Raw genomic sequence first — 17,353 nt, 5'->3', positions numbered from 1 at the left:
CGGTCCTTCCACGCTCGGCCAGGTCTCCTTCACCCAGCCGGCCACCGCCGCCTCGTCGCGCTTCACCGCCCGCCGGGCCGCACCTGGCAGCTCGAGCCACGCCTCTTGAGCAGCGCGGCCACACCCTGCACGGTGTAGCTCTTGTGGAACCGGCGCCCGATGAGCGTCTTGATCCGTGACAGGGTCCGGGTCTGGTCCGGCCAGCCGTGTGCCACCGGCCCCTTGGCCAGTTCCCGCTCCAGCACCGCGAACAACTCGTCACTGAGCAGCGGCAATGACGCAGGACCCCTAGATGCCAGGGCTCTCGGCCCGCCCTGGGACCAGGCCCTGCGCCAGCGCTGCGCCGACCGGACACTGACCCGTAGCTCGTGCGCGATGACCGCGTTCTCGTCGCCTTGGACGAACCGCTCGGCCGCCTCCATCCTCAGCTGCTCGCGCAAGGCCCGCCGCTCGTCGGTCAGCCCGCCCCCTTGCGCATACCTCATGCAGTCGGCATACCGCAGGGATCATGAGGCGTCAGCCCCTACGGCACCACGCTTTGAAGGTCAGTAACGGGGTTTCTGGCCGGGTTGACGGCAGTAGTTGACGGCAACGGCGGCGGACACCTGGGCGTCCGCCGCCGTTGCCGTACGTATGTCAGGGGCGGTCGAGGGCGCGGCCGAGGAGGTCGATGGCATCGCGCTGGAGGCGTAGTCGGACGTGCGCGTAGACGGTGGCGGTGACGCCGATGTAGGCGTGGCCGAGGAGTTCCTTGATCACGACGAGTTCGACGCCCTGTTCCAGGAGCAGGGTTGCGGTGGAGTGCCGGAGGTCGTGGAAGCGGATGCGGCGGAGGCCGGCCTTGCGGAGGAGCGTCTTGAAGGCGCGAGTGAGGTTGGTCGGGTCGATCGTTCTTCCGTGAAGAGTGGTGAACACATGTCCGCTGTGCTGCCACGTCGTACCTGCGGCGGGCCTGTCAAACGAGCGGTGTAACTGGGGTGGTTGGGTTACTGGCGGGCTGCTGAGAGGCGGCCGTCGAAGGTGATGTTGAAGGCGTTCAGCGCGGTCTTCTAGCGCATGGTCCAGCGGGCCTCGCCCTTGCCCGTGGGGGAAGTGTCCACGGGCCTTGACCGCCCGGCGAATACGGGCATTCACCGACTCGATCGCGTTGGTGGTGCAGACGATACGGCAGATCTCGGTGTCGAACCGCAGGAACGGGGTGAACTCCTCCCAGGCGTTCTCCCACAGCTTCACGATCGCCGGATACTTCCGGCCCCAGGCGTCGGCGAACTCCGCGAATCGCTCCAGGGCGGCCTCCTCGGTCGGTGCTGTGTAGACCGGCTTCAGAAGCTTGGCGATCTTGTCCCAGCCCTGGCGGGCGGCATAGCGGAAGGAGTTCCGCAGCAGATGCACCCCGCAGTCTGCACGGTGGTCCGCGGCCAGACAGTCTCCACCGCCTCGGGCAAGCCCTTGAACCCGTCGCAGACCAGCATGAGGACGTCGTTCACGCCGCGGTTCTTGATCTCGGTGAGGATGTGCAGCCAGTGCTTGGGCCCTCGCTGCCGTCGCCGGCCCACAGGCCCAGGACCTCCCGCCGGCCCTCGGCGGTCACGGCCAAGGCCACATGGATCGGCCGGTTGGCGACCGCGCCGTCGCGCATCTTCATGTGGATGGCGTCGATGCAGACGACCGGATAGACGGTGTCGAGGGGCGTGCTCTGCCACTCGGCCATGCCCTCGAGCACCTTGTCGGTGATGGTGGAGATGGTCTGGCGGGAGACGTCAGCGCCGTAGACCTCGGCCAGGTGGGCCTGCACCTCGCCGGTAGTCAGGCCCTTCGCGGCCAGCGAGATCACCATCTCGTCGACCCCGGTCAGGCGCTTCTGCCGCTTATTGACGATCCTCGGTTCGAAGGAGCCGTCCCGGTCGCGAGGCACGACGATCTCCACCGGCCCCACGTCGGTCAGTACCGTCTTGGAGCGTGTGCCATTGCGCGAGTTGCCACCGTTCTTGCCCGCCGGATCGTGCTTGTCATAGCCGAGGCGGTCGGTGATCTCGCCCTCCAACGCGGACTCCAGCAGCCGCTTGGTCAACTGCTGCAACAGTCCGCCCTTCGCCGGTTAACTGCAGGCCCTCGGCCTGGGCGAGGCTCACCAGCTCGTCGATCAGCTGGGCGTCCACGGCCTTCGCCGACACAGCCGCTGCCGACTCTACAGCGTCCTGCTCAGCCACGTTCTCACTGGTCATCGATGCATCCTCCATGATCGGGAGTTACACCGAACGATTTACAGTCCCCCCTGGGGGCCGGGCCGCTCAGGTACCTCCGCACCTTCGTGGTCGTCGATCCCTGGTCGTTGCGTTCGTTCGCTGGCTGAGGTGGGAGGGTGGGCTGCGTTTCGGCTCCGACCTTTCATGTGCGCTCGGATCAGCGACGGATGAAGCCGAGGTCCGCTGCGTTGGCCGCAGCCGCGGTGAGGGGGCCGACATCGAGCTTGGCGTGGATGCGGGCCAGGTGGGACTTGGCGGTGCCTTCGGTCAGGTGGAGGTGGTTGCCGATGGCCTGATCGGACAGACCATCGGCAAGCAGGGCGAGGACTTCGGTCTCGCGCCGGGACATAGTGGCGCCTGGAGCACGTAGCCGGTTCATCAGCCGGTCGGCAACAGTAGGCGCCAAGGTGGTGCGACCGGCGCCGGTGGACACGGCGGCGGCCAGGTCCTCGCGCGGGACGTCCTTGAGGAGATAGCCGGTGGCGCCGGCTTCGATCGCGGGCAGAGCGTCGGCGTCGGAGTCGTAGGTGCTGACGATCAGCACGCGGGGAGCGGCCGGGCGGTGCTCTGGGCGGTGGCTTCGGCGCCGCCATACCCGAACTGCAGATCCATCAGCACGACGTCTATATCTCCTGCTGCGGCGCGGGTGACGGCGTCCTCGGCGGCGGCTTCGGCCATGACCACGAGGCCGGGTTCGGTTGCCAGCACGGCGCGCAGCCCGGCCCGCACGACGGGGTGGTCGTCAGCCAGAAGCAGGCGGATGGGGGCGTCGTCGGTCATGGGCGGGCCTCAGGCTGGGTCTCGGCTGGCGGGGTGAAGGGCAACTGGGTTGCAGTCCACCGCGCGGTGTGAGCGCGCACCTGCGGCCTGGCCTGTCCGCCACCTCCGGAAGGTAAATCGTCAGAAGTGGCCTGCAACCTCGGGCAGGCCCATACGTCTATCGGGTCGTGAAGGGATGTTCCGTCCTGGCGCGGGACCTGTGTGCCCGGGCTTGTGCACGGGACACCGACGTGCGGGTGAAATCCGAGGAGCGCTGTGTTGAGAGTCAGAGTCGTCGCCGCTGTTGCGCTGGGCTGTCTGGGCCTGGTGTCGGGCTGTTCGGGCTCGGCTGACAAGCCGGCGCGTGACGCGAAGGCGGGGGCGTCGACGTCCCCCGCGTCGACGCCGTCCGGGGCGGGAAGCCGTACTCCCGCGCCGCCACCGGATCACCAGCCGGTCTCGTACAAGCCGAGTTCGCCCGACCGGACCGTGCGCACGGCTCGGGGATATCTCGTCAACACATGTGTGCCCAAGGACCTGAGGAACAGGGCCACCACGCTGACGACCAGCGACGGGGTGCATCTGTCGGCGCTGGTCCTGGGGGACGGGCCCGACGGTGTCCTTCTGGATCACGAGCAGGGCTACAGCATCTGCTCGTTCCTCGACATCGGGCGGCAGTTGGCGAAGCGTGGCTACCACGTGGTCATCCCCGAGTACCGCAATCACGGCGCGTCCGAGCACTTGGCCCAGAACAAGCACATCGTCCGCGATGCCCAGGCCGGTCTGGCTGAACTGCGCCGTGTCGGTGCGAAGAGGGTGTTCCTGGGGGGTGCGTCGTGTGGCGGTACGACGGCAGCCGTCGCCGGCGTGGACACGCCTTTGCCAGTGGTGGGCCTTCTGATGATGTCCTCGCCCGCCCGGTGCCTGGGGGCCGACGCGGTACCGGCGGTGCGGAGGCTGAAGGTTCCCACCCTGTTGGTGGTGTCGCCCGGTGACATGGACGGCGCGGTGGAGAAGCAGGTCCGCGAGGTCTACGCGGCCTCCGCCGCCCCCAGGAAGGAACTCGTCATCGACAAGAGCGGCTTCCACGGAACAGACATGATCAAGAAGGCCGGTGCCTCAGGCGCCGCCTTGCAAAAACGGGTCATCGCGTTCGTGGCGGACTCCTACGACGCCGCCCGCTGAAAAACCATCACTTCGGCCCCTGGGGCGACGACGAGCGGCACCGCACGCTCCGACCCGGGCCCCGTACTGACGAATGGAGACATGTTGAAGCGACACAAGCGCATGAGGGTTCCGGTTCGCCTGCTGGGCATGTCGGCGGCGGCGCTGTCCGTGGCCGCGGCCACCTTCACGTACACGTCCACGGCGGGCGCCGCGGGAGTGACCGAGGCGGCGTACCGGAGCCCGGTGTCCTCCTCCGGGACCACGAAGTCGGTCCGCTACGACCTGGGGGACACGGCCTGGCATCTGCCGCAGACGGGTGAGCCGGCCGAGTTGACCGGTGTGGTGCACTACCCCGCCGACCTGGGCACGGGGCGGCACCCGCTGATCCTGATGATGCACGGGTTGCACGAGACCTGCGCCGACCGGAAGGCCGACGCCGCGCGCACGGCTGCGCTGCGCAAGGGCGACGACGCCGCGTACGAGGCTGCCGGTGCCAAGCTGTTCGCCTGGCCCTGCGCACCGGGAACACCCGCGTTGCCCAATGAGCGCGGGTACGACTACCTGGCTCGGACCCTGGCCGGACAGGGCTTCGTCGTGGTCTCGATCGGCGGCAACGGCATCAACGCCTCCTCCGTGACGGGCGACGACAACGCCGCCACGCGGGCGGACCTCATCAACAGGCATCTGCGGCTGTGGCAGGAGCTCAGCTCCGAGGACAAGGGCGAGCTCGCCGGGAAGTTCACCGACCCGGAGACCGGAGCGGCGCGACGTGTCAGCTTCGCCCACCACGTGGACATGGGCGACGTGGGGATCATGGGCCATTCCAGGGCAGGGGCAGGGGTCACCTGGCAGGCGGCTGACAGCCACCGGAAGCAGTGGCCCACGGGCGTCGACGTCAAGGCGGTGGCGGCGTTGGCGCCCGCCTACAACGTGATGACGGAGGACATGTCCAACTACACGATCACCAAGACACCCTTCGCCACCTTCCGGGGAACATGCGACGGGCAAGTCGGCGGTGAGGCCCTCTCGTTCGCGGCCGACGCGGCGAAGGAGGCCGGAAGTGGCTTCTACCGGTTCGCGATCCACGGGGCGAACCACAACTCCTTCAACACGCAGTGGTCGCCCGAGAGCCACCAGGTCGCAGCCGCCGACGACGCCACGCCGGTGAAAGGACACCCCGGGCAGTGCACCGACCGCGAGGGCGCGGCACCGACCAGGCAGCTGACCGAGCCGCAGCAGCGCCATGTCGCCACCACGTATCTCAATGCCTTCTTCCGCCGCTACCTCCTCGGCGACACCGGGCAGGAACCGGTACTGACGGGCGCACGGCATCCCGACGCGGCCATCACGGAGGTGGACGTCACCGCCGTTCCCTGAACGGCAGCCCTCCGCGTAGGGGCTCTCCGTTCGCGCATCACCGGGTTCGCAGGACATGTCCCAGCTCTGGTGATCTTTGTGGCGATACGGAGTGACCGGAGGGGAACAGGGCTGGGCCGACCGGACAGGTGTCTACAGCTCTCGGCCCTCCCGCCGTTCCCGGCTCGTCTCGTGCGCACCGCAGCGCGGCAACGGCGATGTTCGTGTCCTCCGCTACCAGGTCGGCGCTGATCGCGGCGGCACTCACGGTGCCGGCCGCCGCCGCACTGACGACCTGAGCGGTCAGGTCGGTGGCGGTGCCGGCCACCCACACGCCCGGCACCGCGGTACGGCCGGTCGCGTCGGCCTGATGTGTTCGCCGACGCCCATCGGGTGCTCGACCGGGTCGAGGCCGAGTCCCGACAGTGCCGGCGTTGTTGCGGTCGATGCGCGCTGCAGCGGGCCTGTCCAGTGGTCATGGAGATTTGACGAACTGATCGTGGGTGCTGCTCCTTCACCAAGATCGGCTCTGGCAGAGTCCGGAGCAAGCTGGTGAGCACCTCCTTGAGAGCGATCACCTCAGCCTGCGGGGTGAGTGGCGACGTGCCAGGACCGGGCCCTTGTCTCCTTCCGATGTTCGAGCGACCCGAACGGCTTAGTCGGGTAGCCGGGTCACGTTTCCGTGACCCGGCTACCCGACTTAGAGACTTTTGTTTCCAAGCCCAGGAACGCGTGCGGGCCCGTACTCCCGTTGCGTCACAGGGGCGCGGGCTCTCATCCGCGCCGCATCGTCATGCTGCCCAGGTGCGGGTGGCCAGGTAGAGCGCCGAGGCGACCATCAGGGCCCCCATCACCGCGAACATCAGGCGGTAGTCCACCAGCGCGATCAAAGCCGCTCCACCGGCGATGGCCGCAGTCTGCGGTACTCCTATCAGCACGTTCAACGCGACATCGGTCCGGCCCATCAGGGAGGCGGGCGTGCGCCGCTGGAAAAGGGTCATGACTCCCGAAATGATCAGAGGCAGGCTGGCACCGATGAGCACGGCGCCCGGCGCGACCGCCAGGAGAGACGGGGCTGCACTCAGGAGGAAGCCTGCGGCAGCGCAGGCCGAGGACGACGAAGCCGACCGGGTAGAGGTGATCGTCGGTGGGGTCGTCGATGCCGGTGACCTGCAGGCCGCGATGGACGATGAAGCCGTTCTCCACCGCGTCCTCGCCGGGCACGTCCAGGCTGTGGCGTTCGACGCGGACACCGGCCGCCTGGACGTCGCCCCCCGACGCCGCCCCGCGCACGGCACGAAGCTGCGCTGGAGCGCGCCGAAGCACATCGCGGCTGCCGACGAGAGGGTGCGTGGCGCGAACGTCCGCACGCTGCACGTCCTGGCGCCCGCACCCGTGAAGACCGGGCCCGCCACGGCGGCCACCAACCTGGCTCCGCCGATCGTGCCCGCCGCGCCGGTGCAACGACGGACCCCGACGGACGGCTACCGCCGTTCCAACCGAGGTCTGTGTGGGCACCGGACCCCCGGTGCCGGCGGGGAGGACCACGGGCACAGCGGGTGCCCGCCGGCGCCGTACGGAATACCCCCGCGTCGGTGGGGAGGACCGTATGGCGGTCGGGATCGCGTCGGGCGACTGCGGAACACCCCCGCGTCGGCGCGGAGGACTCACCGCTCGTACTATCCCCGGGCGCCCAGCGGAACCCCCGCGTCGGCGGGGAGGACGGCCATCACGGGGCACTGACCGTGGCGGACGTCGGAACACCCCCGCGTCGGTTCCGTAGTAGTGCCAGGTCAGCAGGCTCAGGGCAGGATCTGTCGAGCGGCGGCACCTGCTTCGTCTGGACCCCTCAGGCTGCGCGCGCAGCACATTTCCGACGAAGCTGGAGGTGATGCCGCCCGAAGCGATGCCTGGCAACGCCTGAACCACTCACCACCGTCGAGCCGAGGAGGATCCGTGGCTGTCCAGCACCAGACAGGACGCATGGCCGGAGCGGACGGGCCGGACTCGTCGAAGAGGCCGACAGGGCAGGCGGCAGCCGACCGGCCTGGGCAGTGCGCAGGCCTTCTCACGGGGCACCGCAATGCCCGGCGTCGGGGCGCAAGCCCGGACCGCTCGGCCAGGAGCTGACCATGTCAGCGACGAAGGGAACCTCGGGGGAGCTGCGTAGCCAGGCCTGGTGGGCGAACGCGGAGAATCCGGAGATGACGGCTCTGTACCTCGAACGGTTTCTGAACTTCGGTCTCACGCGGGCAGAGCTGCAGACCGGCCGGCCGATCATCGGCATCGCCCAGACAGGTAATGATCTGGTTCCCTGTAACCGGCACCATCTCGCCCTCGCCGACCGGGTCAAGGCCGGGGTCCGCGACAGTGGTGGCATTCCGTTCGAGTTCCCCGTCCACCCGTTGCAGGAGACCGGAAAGCGCCCCACCGCGGCGCTGGACCGCAACCTGGCTTATCTCGGCCTGGTCGAGGTCCTCTACGGATATCCGCTTGACGGAGTGGTCCTGACGACGGGCTGCGACAAGACCACACCCGCGTGCCTGACCGCGGCGGCGACAGTGAACATCCCGGCGATCGTCCTGTCCGGCGGCCCTATGCTCAACGGCTACCACCGCGGCATGCGGACGGGCTCGGGGCTGGTGATCTGGCAGTCGAAGCGGCTGCTCGCCAGTGGACAGATCGACCACGACGAATACCTGGCACGGGTGACCGCCTCCGCACCCAGCATCGGGCACTGCAACACGATGGGCACCGCGCTGTCGATGAACAGTCTGGCCGAGGCCCTGGGAATGTCCCTGCCCGGCTGCGCGTCGATCCCGGCGCCCTACAGCGAGCGGGCGCAGATGGCCTACGAGACAGGCCGCCGGGCGGTGACCTTGGTGCGAGAGGATCTGACCCCCCGCAAGGTCATGACCCGGCAGGCCTTCGAGAACTCGATCGTCGTCGCATCGGCCATCGCCGCCTCGACCAACGTGCCGATCCACATCAACGCCATCGCACGTCACGTCGGGGTGGATCTCACCAACCAGGACTGGCAGCACGTCGGACGCGACATTCCGGTGCTGGTGAACCTCGCTCCCGCGGGGGAGTTCCTCGGCGAGGACTTCCACCGCGCCGGCGGTGTCCCTGCGGTCATGCGGGCATTGCTGGAAGCGGGGCACCTGCACGGTGATGCCGTGACGGTCTCGGGCCGTACTGTGGCCCAGAACCTGGAGGATGTCCCGCCTGCCGACCCGGCGGTCATCCGCCCCTGCGAGGACCCGGTCACCGCGCACGGCGGACTGCTCGTCATGACGGGGAACCTGTTCGACTCCGCGATCATGAAAATGTCGGTCATCACGGACACCTTTCGGGCCCGTTGCTCGCCGCATTCCGACGATCCGTCGGTGTTCGATTTCCGTGCCGTCGTCTTCGACGGGCCGGAGGACTATCACGCTCGTATCGAGGACCCGGCGCTCGGCATCGACCAGGACTGCATTCTCGTCATCCGCTACACCGGGCCGGTCGGATATCCCGGCTCGGCCGAGGTCGTGAACATGGAGCTTCCTCCGGCGCTGGTCCAGCGAGGCATCATGGCGCTGCCGACGCTTGGTGATGGCCGGCAGAGCGGTACGTCGGACGCACCGTCCATCCTCAACGCCAGTCCCGAGGCCGCAGTCGGCGGCAATCTTGCCATCCTGCGCACGGGCGACCGGATCCGTGTAGACCTGGACAACGCACGCGTCGACGTCCTGCTGCCGGACGAGGAGATCGCCGAGCGCCTGGCCCGTTACACACCCCCGGTACTGGAGCACCAGACGCCGTGGCAGGAGATCTACCGTTCCACGGTCGGTCAGCTGGACCGCGGGGGCTGCCTGGAGCTGGCAGTGTCGTACCAGGATCTCGTTCACACCAAGGGGATTCCTCGTGACTCGCATTGACTCCAGCGAAACGATTCTGATCGCCGACTTCGACTTCGGTGATGTGGACATCGAACGCGCAGTCGTCGAAGGTGCCGGACTCCGGCTCATTGCCGCGCAGTGCAAGAACGAGGACGAGGTGATCGAAGCGGGACGAGAGGTCGGCGGCGTCCTGACCCAGTACGCGCACGTCGGTTCCCGCGCCATCGAGGCGTTGACCCGCTGCCGGGTGATCGCCCGCTACGGCACGGGCGTGGACATCGTCGACGTCGATGCCGCGACCCGACGCGGAATCCAGGTCACCAACGCACCGAGCGAATGGTGCGCCGAAGAGGTCGCCGATCACGCCGTCGCGCTCTGGCTCGCGGCCGCCCGCAAGATCTGCCGGTACGACCGGGCGACCCGGCAGGGCGAATGGCACTGGCAGACCGGAGCACCCATCCACAGACTGAGGGGACAGGTGCTGGGCCTGCTGTCCTTCGGTTCCATCGCACGGCTCATCGCCGATCGCGCGAAAGCGTTCGGTGCCGAGGTCTGGGCACATGACCCGTTTCTCGACCAGTCCGAGATCCGGGCATCCCAGGTCCGGCCGGTGTCCTTCGACGACTTGGTGGAAGGCGCCGACTACGTGGTGGTCCAAGCGCCGCTCACCCCGCAGACGCACCACACCTTCGACCGTGCGACACTCCGCCGGATGAAGCCGACCGCCATCCTCGTCAACACCGCGCGCGGGCCCATCGTGGAGGACGCGGCACTCCATCAGGCGCTCACCGAAGGATGGATCGCCGGCGCGGCGCTGGACGACCTCGAGGAGGAACCCGCGAAACAACGCGGATGGCGCCCGAGCAACCCACTCCTCGCGCTGCCCAACGTGATCGTCACACCTCACGCCGCCTACTACTCCGAGGAAGCCATGCGGATGGTACGGACCATCGCCGCCGAAGAGGCCGTACGGGTTCTGACCGGGCAGCCGACGCGATTCCCGGTCAACGACCTCACGGCTGGCTCCCACCCGCACCGGGACGGCTCTCCCTCTCACGGGTCCTGATCATCCTGGCCCTCCCCGCAGGGGCGAAGGGCCGTGCAAGCCTCAGCTTGGCTTTTAAGAGGGAGCTGCTCAACCACACCTCGGGTCTCCCGGACTTCGTACACGACACGTCGTTCTACAACTCTTACGCCGCCAACCGCGAGCCCGACCGGGCCTGGCCGCCCCAGACCCTCGTGGACCTGGGCCTGGCTCTGCGGCGGCCATCCTCACCCCAGGCTCACCATCGGCTACGAGGCCACCTGCCTCATCTGCCGTCAGCGGTAGCCGCTCGGCGAGGCACTCGTGCCCACTTTGCGAGGCAAAAACCGCATATCAGGATGCAGAGGCCCACCAATGCCACGATGTTGCGGAACATGTCGTAGTGCCGATGAGCGTCGAGAAACATGACCGACAACCCGAACCCCAGCAGGATGACGCCGAGCCCCCAGATCCGGGGTGAATGAACACGGCCCCTGAGCCGAGGGAACAGCCAGCTGCGGAGGGCTGCCGCTCCGCCCGGTACCAGCGTGATTGCCAAGACAGCTCCGAGAGCGGCCCACCCAAATGCATCCATGACGAACGTCTCTCCCGGGAAGATCGTCGGCGCGGCGCCATGCCGCGCGAGCGGATCATGTCATGGTCCTTGGTGGGAGTGAACGGCAGCGGTGTGGGTGCGATCTTCGGCGCCGAGCGCTGAGTGCCCGAGGCGGGCCCACATACGCCAACCCACCACTCGCCCCAGCTCCCATCCCGTCCGCTAGGGACCACGCCCGCTCGGCTCTGCCTGGGTCGATGGCGGACGGGATGGGAGCCCTCAGCGTCCGCCACGACGGACTCGCAGTCGGCGACGGCGCCCCCTCCATCCCGGTGACGGCCGATCCCCCGCCGGAGGCATTGCCTTGACCGCGGGCCGCTCTATGCGGTGGTCGACTCATGGCCACCGGTCCTATCCACGAGGGCCCGCTTCCGCTGCGCCGTCCGCGGCGCCCGCCTTGCCCGCCGGATCGGCCGCCGACCGCTCGCCCCCGCTTGGGCCGAGGCGCTGGTCGACGCCGTCTGGCACACCGCCCGGCTGTGGCCTGGACGTGCCGCCTGTATGGAGACCTCGCTGGGCGCCGTGCTTGCAGCTGCCCTGCTCGGCCGCCGCCTCACCTGGTGCCTGGACGTGCGGTTCTCCCCGCCACCGGTCGCATACCACGCGTGGGCCGAACTGCCCGGCGGTGGGCCGGTCGGCGAGTACACCGCTGGTGGCTGGCACCACCGCACGGCCCTGACGATCTGACCACCCCCGGATGTCACCCGGGCGTCGTGTCCTTCACCCGCCCGGAGCAGTTGACCGAATGCGCGTACCCGCCCCCCTCGAAGGGGTGACCCGCGACCCCCCTCGTCCTGCCTGCCGCCGAGGTCGTCCCCGAGCGCCACTACACCCACCACGAAGGCCGCGGACCGACGCCGCACCGCTCCAACCCCCTAGTCATCCACCGCCAGCTGACCACCCTGGAGGTGCACGCGGGCATGAACGTCGCCGAGTTCGGCACCGGCTCCGGCTACTCCGGCGCCCTGCTCGCCGAACTCGTCGCCAAAAGCCCGGTGACCAGCCTCGACATCGACGACTACCTCGTGCGCTGGGCGAACCTCATCCACCACGAGCGCGGCCTCGGCAACATCCGCTGCCACACCGCCGACGGCACCGCCGGCTTCCCCGAAAACGCGCCATACGATCGGACGGTGGCCTGGTGCACCCCGCCGCTCCTGCCCAGGGCGTGGGTGGACCAGGTCACTGATGGCGGTCTGATCGTCGCGCCGCTGCCGATCGCCGCGGTGCCCAACATGACAGTGGTCGCCACGATCCGCGTGCGCGGCGGGAAGCCGGTGGTAGAGGCGGTGGCCACCGGCAGTTACATCGAGGCGACCGCTTCGCCGAAGACGGACCTGGACCTGCCCGGCCGCTGGGTGGACTGGGAAGTGCGCGTCCCCGCCCCGGCCTGGATCTCCATCGCCTGGCGTCAGGAGGACGACCCGCTGCACACCGGTGCCCGTACCGCGCTGGGCCAACTGCTGAAGGATGCGCACACCGAGCCGTACGACGGACCGGAGGTCGACTGGCCGTCCTGGCGGACCTTCGCCGCCACCCTCGGCGATCACCGGCTCACCATGGTTGCACTGAGCGCTGACCTGTGGGCGATCGGCCACACCACGGCCACCACGGCCGCCGTGATCCAGCAGGACGGCACGATCCTCTCCGACCGGCCCGACTCCCCGTCCCTGACTGTCCTGCGAGGCTGGCTGGCCGCGTGGGAGGAGGCCGGACGGCCCGCGCCCGAGACCTACACCCCGGCCCTGGCCCCCGCTGGCGACGGACACGATCGGCCGGACTGGGAGCTGCGGCTGTCCCGGTAACCGTTCCCCGCCCCCGCGTTGGGCAACATGCGGCCCCGGCTCTCGCCCGGCGTCAGGGCCGTCGCCGTGCCCCCCAGCACTGCCGAGGCGCTGGCGTCGCCCAGGAGGATGCCGCCAGCGCGACCCGGCAGACGCGTCCCGTCCGGCCGCGGGACCCCAAGCGCTACGCGGCGATCTATCCCGAGATCGTCAAAGCCATGGTGTTCTACGCAGCCCGACACTGGCGCGGCCTGGCACTGTCCGGCGCTGACGAGGACTTCTGGGCCTTCCACGCGGAGTTCGTGCGGCGGCTCCCCAACGAGAGTTCCCTCCGCACCACCGCCAAGCCGTGGTTCATCCACCAACTCCGCATGATCGCGCACACCATTTAGGACACCGCTGACAGAACGCACTCGCCGGTCTGAACAACAGCAGTGAAGACACGGTCTCAGCGGAAGGCTGCACCATTTTCCGACGCCCAGTGCTGGAACGATCTTGCTGCGGACCCGGTGACCTGCAGAACGGTGTCGCGCACCTTCAGCAACTCGTCATTGACGTCCCCGCCCATCAAGTCGAGGACGGCATCCGCGGTCTCGTCTCCCATGAAGGAAGTCATCTGCTGGTGGGCTTCCTCCCGGCTGATCTCGATGAGGGCCACCTCCCGCCCCAACGCTGCAGCGATGGCCGCGACCTGCCTCCGGACCGTGACGCACTCCGGCCCGGTCAGTGCATACGTCTGCCCCTGGTGGCCCGGCTCGGTCAGCGCCGCACGGGCCACCGCCGCGATGTCCGCAGGGTGGATGGTCGGGAGACCGATGTCCGCATACGGCGCTCGGACCATGCCCTGATCGCGAATCGACTGCGCCCACCAGAGGGTGTTCGAGGCGAACTGCGTCGGCCGCAGTATGGTCCAGGCCATGCCGCTGTCCTTGAGTAACCGCTCAACAGCCAGGTTCTCGCCGGCCGCGGGCAGATGCGGATGAGTCTGCACCGTGATCGACGACACGAGCACCACATGCTCCACGCCTGCCTGCCGGGCAGCCGCCAGGACCTCCGCTTCCGCACCCATACCCGACAACAGGAACAGGGAGCGCGCTCCCTCCAGCGCGGCCTTCAGAGAATCCGCCTGCGCGAGGTCGCCCTCAACCGCTTCGATCCCTGCAGCGAACGAGGCCCGTCCCGCATCACGAGTCAGACCTCGCACAGGTGCGGCACCGGCCACCTGCAACTCCCTCAGCAGAGCACTTCCAATGTTCCCGGTCGCGCCGGTCACGAGGATCATCGTCATCTCTTCCTGTCGTCAGCCGGTGCTCACGTCCACGGCACGCTAAAACCTCAACCTCGCTTGGGGTCAAGGCATCAGCCCCGCGTGCGCGCCTACCCGCACAAGAAGCGCACCTCGCCGCAACCAGTGACCGCCCGTCCTCCCTTCCTGCGGACGGTCGACGGATGGATCCTCCGGCACCCGGACCCCCTCACTGAGCCCGAACGACTCCAGCTCAAGGCTGTCCGCACCCACTGCCCCGAACTCGACGCCCTCGCCCGGCACGTCCGCTCCTTCGCGGTCATGCTCATCGACCGCCAGGGCGAGCGCCTGCCCGACTGGCTCGACGCCGTCCGGCAGGACGACCTGCCCAGCCTCCATACCCTCGCCGCTGGCATCGAGCGAGACCGCGACGCCGTCATCGCCGGACTCACCCTGCCCTGGAACTTTGGAGTTGTCGAAGGCCACGTCAACCGCATCAAGATGCTCAAGCGCCAGATGTTCGGCCGCGCAGGCTTTCGACTTCTGCGGAAACGTCCTACTGTGGCGCTGATATCGAGGCTCGCCGGTCAATCGAGAGAACTCTGTGAGACCGCAGTGCTCAACAGACGGATGTCGTACTCGGTCCAGCAATCGGAGATCTCGACGCCGACCTCGCTGTTGCACCGGGCGCAGAGCAAGTTCGGTCCGCTGAGCCCATCCCGTCGGCAACACCCGTGAAGCCGTGAGGGGTCCATATGGGGCCTCAGCAGCACACCATCCAGCGGGTTGATCACCCAGGTGACAATCGAACCAGCGGGACCGTACGGCTCTGGGTCACCTGAAAAGGAACCAACTGGCACTGTCGACGGGCCGTACGTGTAGTGCTCCCGACCTCTCACTGACGGCAGCGGCTTCCACGAGGATTGCTCCAGCGGATTCGACAAGGGTGCAGTGCACGACCGACACTTGAATACCACCAGCACCCTTGACACCCCTCCCGTTCGAACCGCATCCACTGTCGACATCCAACACCCAAGCCCACCAAGAGACCAGATGGCTTCCCGCGTACGTCACGCGCTGCTGCGAAGCGCGGGCGCTGCACGGAACTTGTGCCAGAACCTGACTTGGCTCTGGCCCACTTGTTGTGACCGCGTATGCTGAGTGACTGTCGATCTCCTCGTGCTCATGTCTGAGATCGCCCGAAAACCGCTCGGCCGGTGGACGGCGTGGCCGACAGTGCTGCGCCGTGGACGAAGTTCGGCCGGAGCTCGCTGAGTTGCTGTTCTCCTCGGTGGGGGACGTGGTGGTGGAGTCGGTCACAGTGACCGACATGGTCGTCCGGGTCGAGGCCCGGAGCAGGGTTCTGCAGGCGGCCTGTCCGGCGTGCGGGTGCCGGTCGGGGCGAGTACACGGTTCCTATCTGCGGTTTCCCCGCGATCTGCCATCGGCGGGCAAGCTCGTTGTGGTGGTGCTGAGGGTGCGGCGGTTCGTCTGCGCGGAGGAGTCCTGTCCGCGCAGGACCTTCGTCGAGCAGGTGCCAGGGCTCACTCGCCGGTTCGGCCGTCGAACGGAACGGCTCCGGTCGATGCTCGTCTCGGTCGGTCTCGCGCTCGCGGGCCGGGCCGGAGCCCGGATGGCGGACGTCTTGGGAACTCCGGTCAGCCGCAACACCCTTCTGCGACTGGTCACTTCGCTCCCGGAGCCGCCCCCCGTCGTGCCCCGCGTGGACGAGTACGCTCAGCGCAAGAGCCGTATCTACGGAACCGTACTCGTCGACGTCGAAACACGCCGCCCTATCGACCTCCTGCCGAACCGGGAGGCGGACACGCTCGCGGCCTGGCTCGCCGAGCGCCCCGGCATCGAGATCATCTGCCGCGACCGGGCCCTGTTCTTCGCCGACGGCGCCACCCGTGGCGCCCCGCAGGCCCTCCAGGTCGCCGACCGATGGCACCTCTGGCACAACCTGGGTGAAGCCGCCGAGAAGTGCGTCTACCGGCACCGCAGCTGCTTGCGCCCGATGCCGGCTCGGCCGGACGCGCCGCAGGAGACGGCGGAGCCGACAGTGGCGTCCCCCTGGCCCACGGGTCACCGGTTCGCGAAACGAACCCGCGTCAAGCACGCGACCGTTCACGCGCTCCTCGCCGCCGGGCACAGCAAGCGGTCCGTGGCCCGGCAGCTTGGCATGGGCCTCAACACCATCATGCGCTTCTCCCGCGCCACCACACCGGAGGACCTGTTCACCGGCCAGTGGCAGAGCCGCGCGACCAGGCTGGATGCCTTCAAGCCCTACCTCGATCAACGGTGGCAGGACGGTTGCACCAACGCCTGGAAGCTCTGGGAGGAGATCAGCGAACAGGGCTATCCGGGCAACTACAGCAGCGTCCGTGACTACGTCCGAAAGACCCTGCGAGGCAAGCCTCAGCCCATCGGGCCCCGGCCCCCGTCAGCCCGCGCCGTCGCCCGCTGGATCCTCACCCACCCCGACGCCCTGAACGAACACGACCGTCTCCAGCTCAAGGCGGTTCTGGCCAACTGCCCGGAGCTGACAGTTCTCACCGAGCACGTCCGCTCCTTCGCCCACATGGTCACCGAGCTGGAGGGCGAGCGACTGCCGGAGTGGATCGAGTCCGCCCGAGCCGCCACCGACCTGCCCAGCCTCAGCAGGTTCGCTCAGCACCTCGAACGCGACCTCGACGCCGTCATCGCCGGCCTCACACTGCCCTGGAACTCGGGGGTCGTGGAAGGACACGTCAACAGAATCAAGATGCTCAAGCGTCAGATGTTCGGCCGCGCAGGATTCGAACTCCTCCGCAAGCGGGTCCTGCTCTACACATAGGAACCCAGGTCAGGAGCCTTCTTCGACGAGGCCGAACCCTTCGGAGAAGGACAGCAGGAATTCGCGACGCGATGGGTCCTTCTCCTCTGAAGCCATCGAAGCGAGCAAATCCATGAACTCGCTTCGCTGATCAACCGACAGATGGGACACCAGAGCGGCAACACCCTCCAGGACCTTCACCGCGTCATCCGGGTCCATCTGCTCGTCCTCGCACCCTTCGACGAACCAGAGAACGTCGACCAGCGCCTCGGCCAGAGCACGTGTCAGCGACGGATACCCGGACACATCACTACCTCTTCCACAGAGACTGATAGAGCGCGGTCATCTCACCACACGCCGCTGACATCACCGCCGGTTAGGTCTCCACAACAAGTGGGCCAGAGCCCGAGTTTGGGCAGCGCTTGTTCAGGACTTCGGGCAGCACCCGTGCAGGTG

The 17,353-nt window shown here is 68.2% G+C and carries 13 protein-coding genes and 4 pseudogenes; 9 read left to right on the top strand and 8 right to left on the bottom strand.

Annotated elements, in window-relative coordinates:
• The 5 genes and pseudogenes from FRZ03_RS09860 to FRZ03_RS09845 all read right to left on the bottom strand — a co-directional run.
• Positions 1 to 485 (bottom strand): annotated as a pseudogene (locus FRZ03_RS09860) (transposase); the annotation flags it as partial.
• Between the two features lie 151 nt (positions 486 to 636).
• Positions 637 to 957: pseudogene (locus FRZ03_RS09855) on the bottom strand (tyrosine-type recombinase/integrase); the annotation flags it as partial.
• 183 nt (positions 958 to 1,140) lie between these two features.
• Positions 1,141 to 1,472, bottom strand: a pseudogene (locus tag FRZ03_RS40190) (transposase); the annotation flags it as partial.
• An 11-nt stretch (positions 1,473 to 1,483) separates the two neighbouring features.
• The gene (locus FRZ03_RS40185; protein ID WP_261398805.1) at positions 1,484 to 2,080 is read right to left on the bottom strand and encodes an IS256 family transposase; all 597 of its coding nucleotides are present in this window, start codon (positions 2,078 to 2,080) and stop codon (positions 1,484 to 1,486) included.
• Positions 2,081 to 2,403: 323 nt separating this feature from the next.
• Positions 2,404 to 3,026: pseudogene (locus FRZ03_RS09845) on the bottom strand (response regulator).
• 504 nt (positions 3,027 to 3,530) lie between these two features.
• Here FRZ03_RS09845 and FRZ03_RS09840 point away from each other — a divergent pair.
• The gene (locus FRZ03_RS09840; protein WP_261398804.1) at positions 3,531 to 4,190 is read left to right on the top strand and encodes an alpha/beta hydrolase family protein; all 660 of its coding nucleotides are present in this window, start codon (positions 3,531 to 3,533) and stop codon (positions 4,188 to 4,190) included.
• A gap of 81 nt (positions 4,191 to 4,271) precedes the next feature.
• Positions 4,272 to 5,549: an alpha/beta hydrolase gene (locus tag FRZ03_RS09835; protein ID WP_315902631.1), complete on the top strand. Its 1,278-nt coding sequence runs from the start codon at positions 4,272 to 4,274 to the stop codon at positions 5,547 to 5,549.
• A gap of 770 nt (positions 5,550 to 6,319) precedes the next feature.
• Here the strand turns inward: FRZ03_RS09835 and FRZ03_RS09825 are convergent.
• Positions 6,320 to 6,529 (bottom strand): hypothetical protein, encoded by a 210-nt coding sequence (locus FRZ03_RS09825; protein WP_146464774.1) that lies wholly within the window; start codon positions 6,527 to 6,529, stop codon positions 6,320 to 6,322.
• Between the two features lie 1,131 nt (positions 6,530 to 7,660).
• Here FRZ03_RS09825 and FRZ03_RS09815 point away from each other — a divergent pair.
• The 5 genes from FRZ03_RS09815 (at position 7,661) to FRZ03_RS38975 (ending at position 13,228) form a co-directional block, all read left to right on the top strand.
• Positions 7,661 to 9,451 carry an IlvD/Edd family dehydratase gene (locus FRZ03_RS09815; protein WP_146464773.1) on the top strand — a complete coding sequence of 597 codons (1,791 nt, stop codon included), beginning with the start codon at positions 7,661 to 7,663 and terminating at the stop codon, positions 9,449 to 9,451.
• A complete protein-coding gene (locus FRZ03_RS09810; protein WP_146464772.1) occupies positions 9,438 to 10,478 on the top strand; it encodes a C-terminal binding protein in 1,041 nt (346 codons plus the stop codon). Before FRZ03_RS09815 ends, FRZ03_RS09810 begins: the two co-directional genes overlap by 14 nt.
• 901 nt (positions 10,479 to 11,379) lie before the next feature.
• Positions 11,380 to 11,739 (top strand): lasso peptide biosynthesis B2 protein, encoded by a 360-nt coding sequence (locus FRZ03_RS09805; protein ID WP_146464771.1) that lies wholly within the window; start codon positions 11,380 to 11,382, stop codon positions 11,737 to 11,739.
• Positions 11,740 to 11,846: 107 nt separating this feature from the next.
• Positions 11,847 to 12,857 (top strand): protein-L-isoaspartate O-methyltransferase family protein, encoded by a 1,011-nt coding sequence (locus FRZ03_RS09800; protein ID WP_146464770.1) that lies wholly within the window; start codon positions 11,847 to 11,849, stop codon positions 12,855 to 12,857.
• Positions 12,858 to 13,054: 197 nt separating this feature from the next.
• Entirely contained in the window at positions 13,055 to 13,228 is a 174-nt protein-coding gene (locus FRZ03_RS38975) for a hypothetical protein (protein ID WP_186785328.1), read from the top strand.
• 56 nt (positions 13,229 to 13,284) lie between these two features.
• Here FRZ03_RS38975 and FRZ03_RS09795 read toward each other — a convergent pair whose 3' ends face one another.
• On the bottom strand, positions 13,285 to 14,118 hold the full coding sequence (locus FRZ03_RS09795; RefSeq protein ID WP_146464779.1) for an NAD(P)H-binding protein: 834 nt from the start codon (positions 14,116 to 14,118) through the stop codon (positions 13,285 to 13,287).
• A gap of 87 nt (positions 14,119 to 14,205) precedes the next feature.
• On the opposite strand from FRZ03_RS09795, the gene FRZ03_RS09790 reads away from it, so the two are divergent.
• Both FRZ03_RS09790 and FRZ03_RS09785 read left to right on the top strand, forming a co-directional pair.
• A complete protein-coding gene (locus FRZ03_RS09790; protein ID WP_398660032.1) occupies positions 14,206 to 14,820 on the top strand; it encodes a transposase in 615 nt (204 codons plus the stop codon).
• 508 nt (positions 14,821 to 15,328) lie between these two features.
• On the top strand, positions 15,329 to 16,918 hold the full coding sequence (locus tag FRZ03_RS09785) for an ISL3 family transposase (RefSeq protein WP_146464769.1): 1,590 nt from the start codon (positions 15,329 to 15,331) through the stop codon (positions 16,916 to 16,918).
• Between the two features lie 9 nt (positions 16,919 to 16,927).
• Here FRZ03_RS09785 and FRZ03_RS09780 read toward each other — a convergent pair whose 3' ends face one another.
• The gene (locus FRZ03_RS09780) at positions 16,928 to 17,203 is read right to left on the bottom strand and encodes a hypothetical protein (protein ID WP_186785327.1); all 276 of its coding nucleotides are present in this window, start codon (positions 17,201 to 17,203) and stop codon (positions 16,928 to 16,930) included.
• Positions 17,204 to 17,353 lie beyond the last annotated feature (150 nt).

It is taken from the genome of Streptomyces misionensis, assembly GCF_007896895.1.
Lineage (GTDB): Bacteria > Actinomycetota > Actinomycetes > Streptomycetales > Streptomycetaceae > Streptomyces > Streptomyces misionensis_A.
Note: the sequence above shows the minus strand (reverse complement) of the source record. Positions and strands in the feature narration are given on the sequence as shown.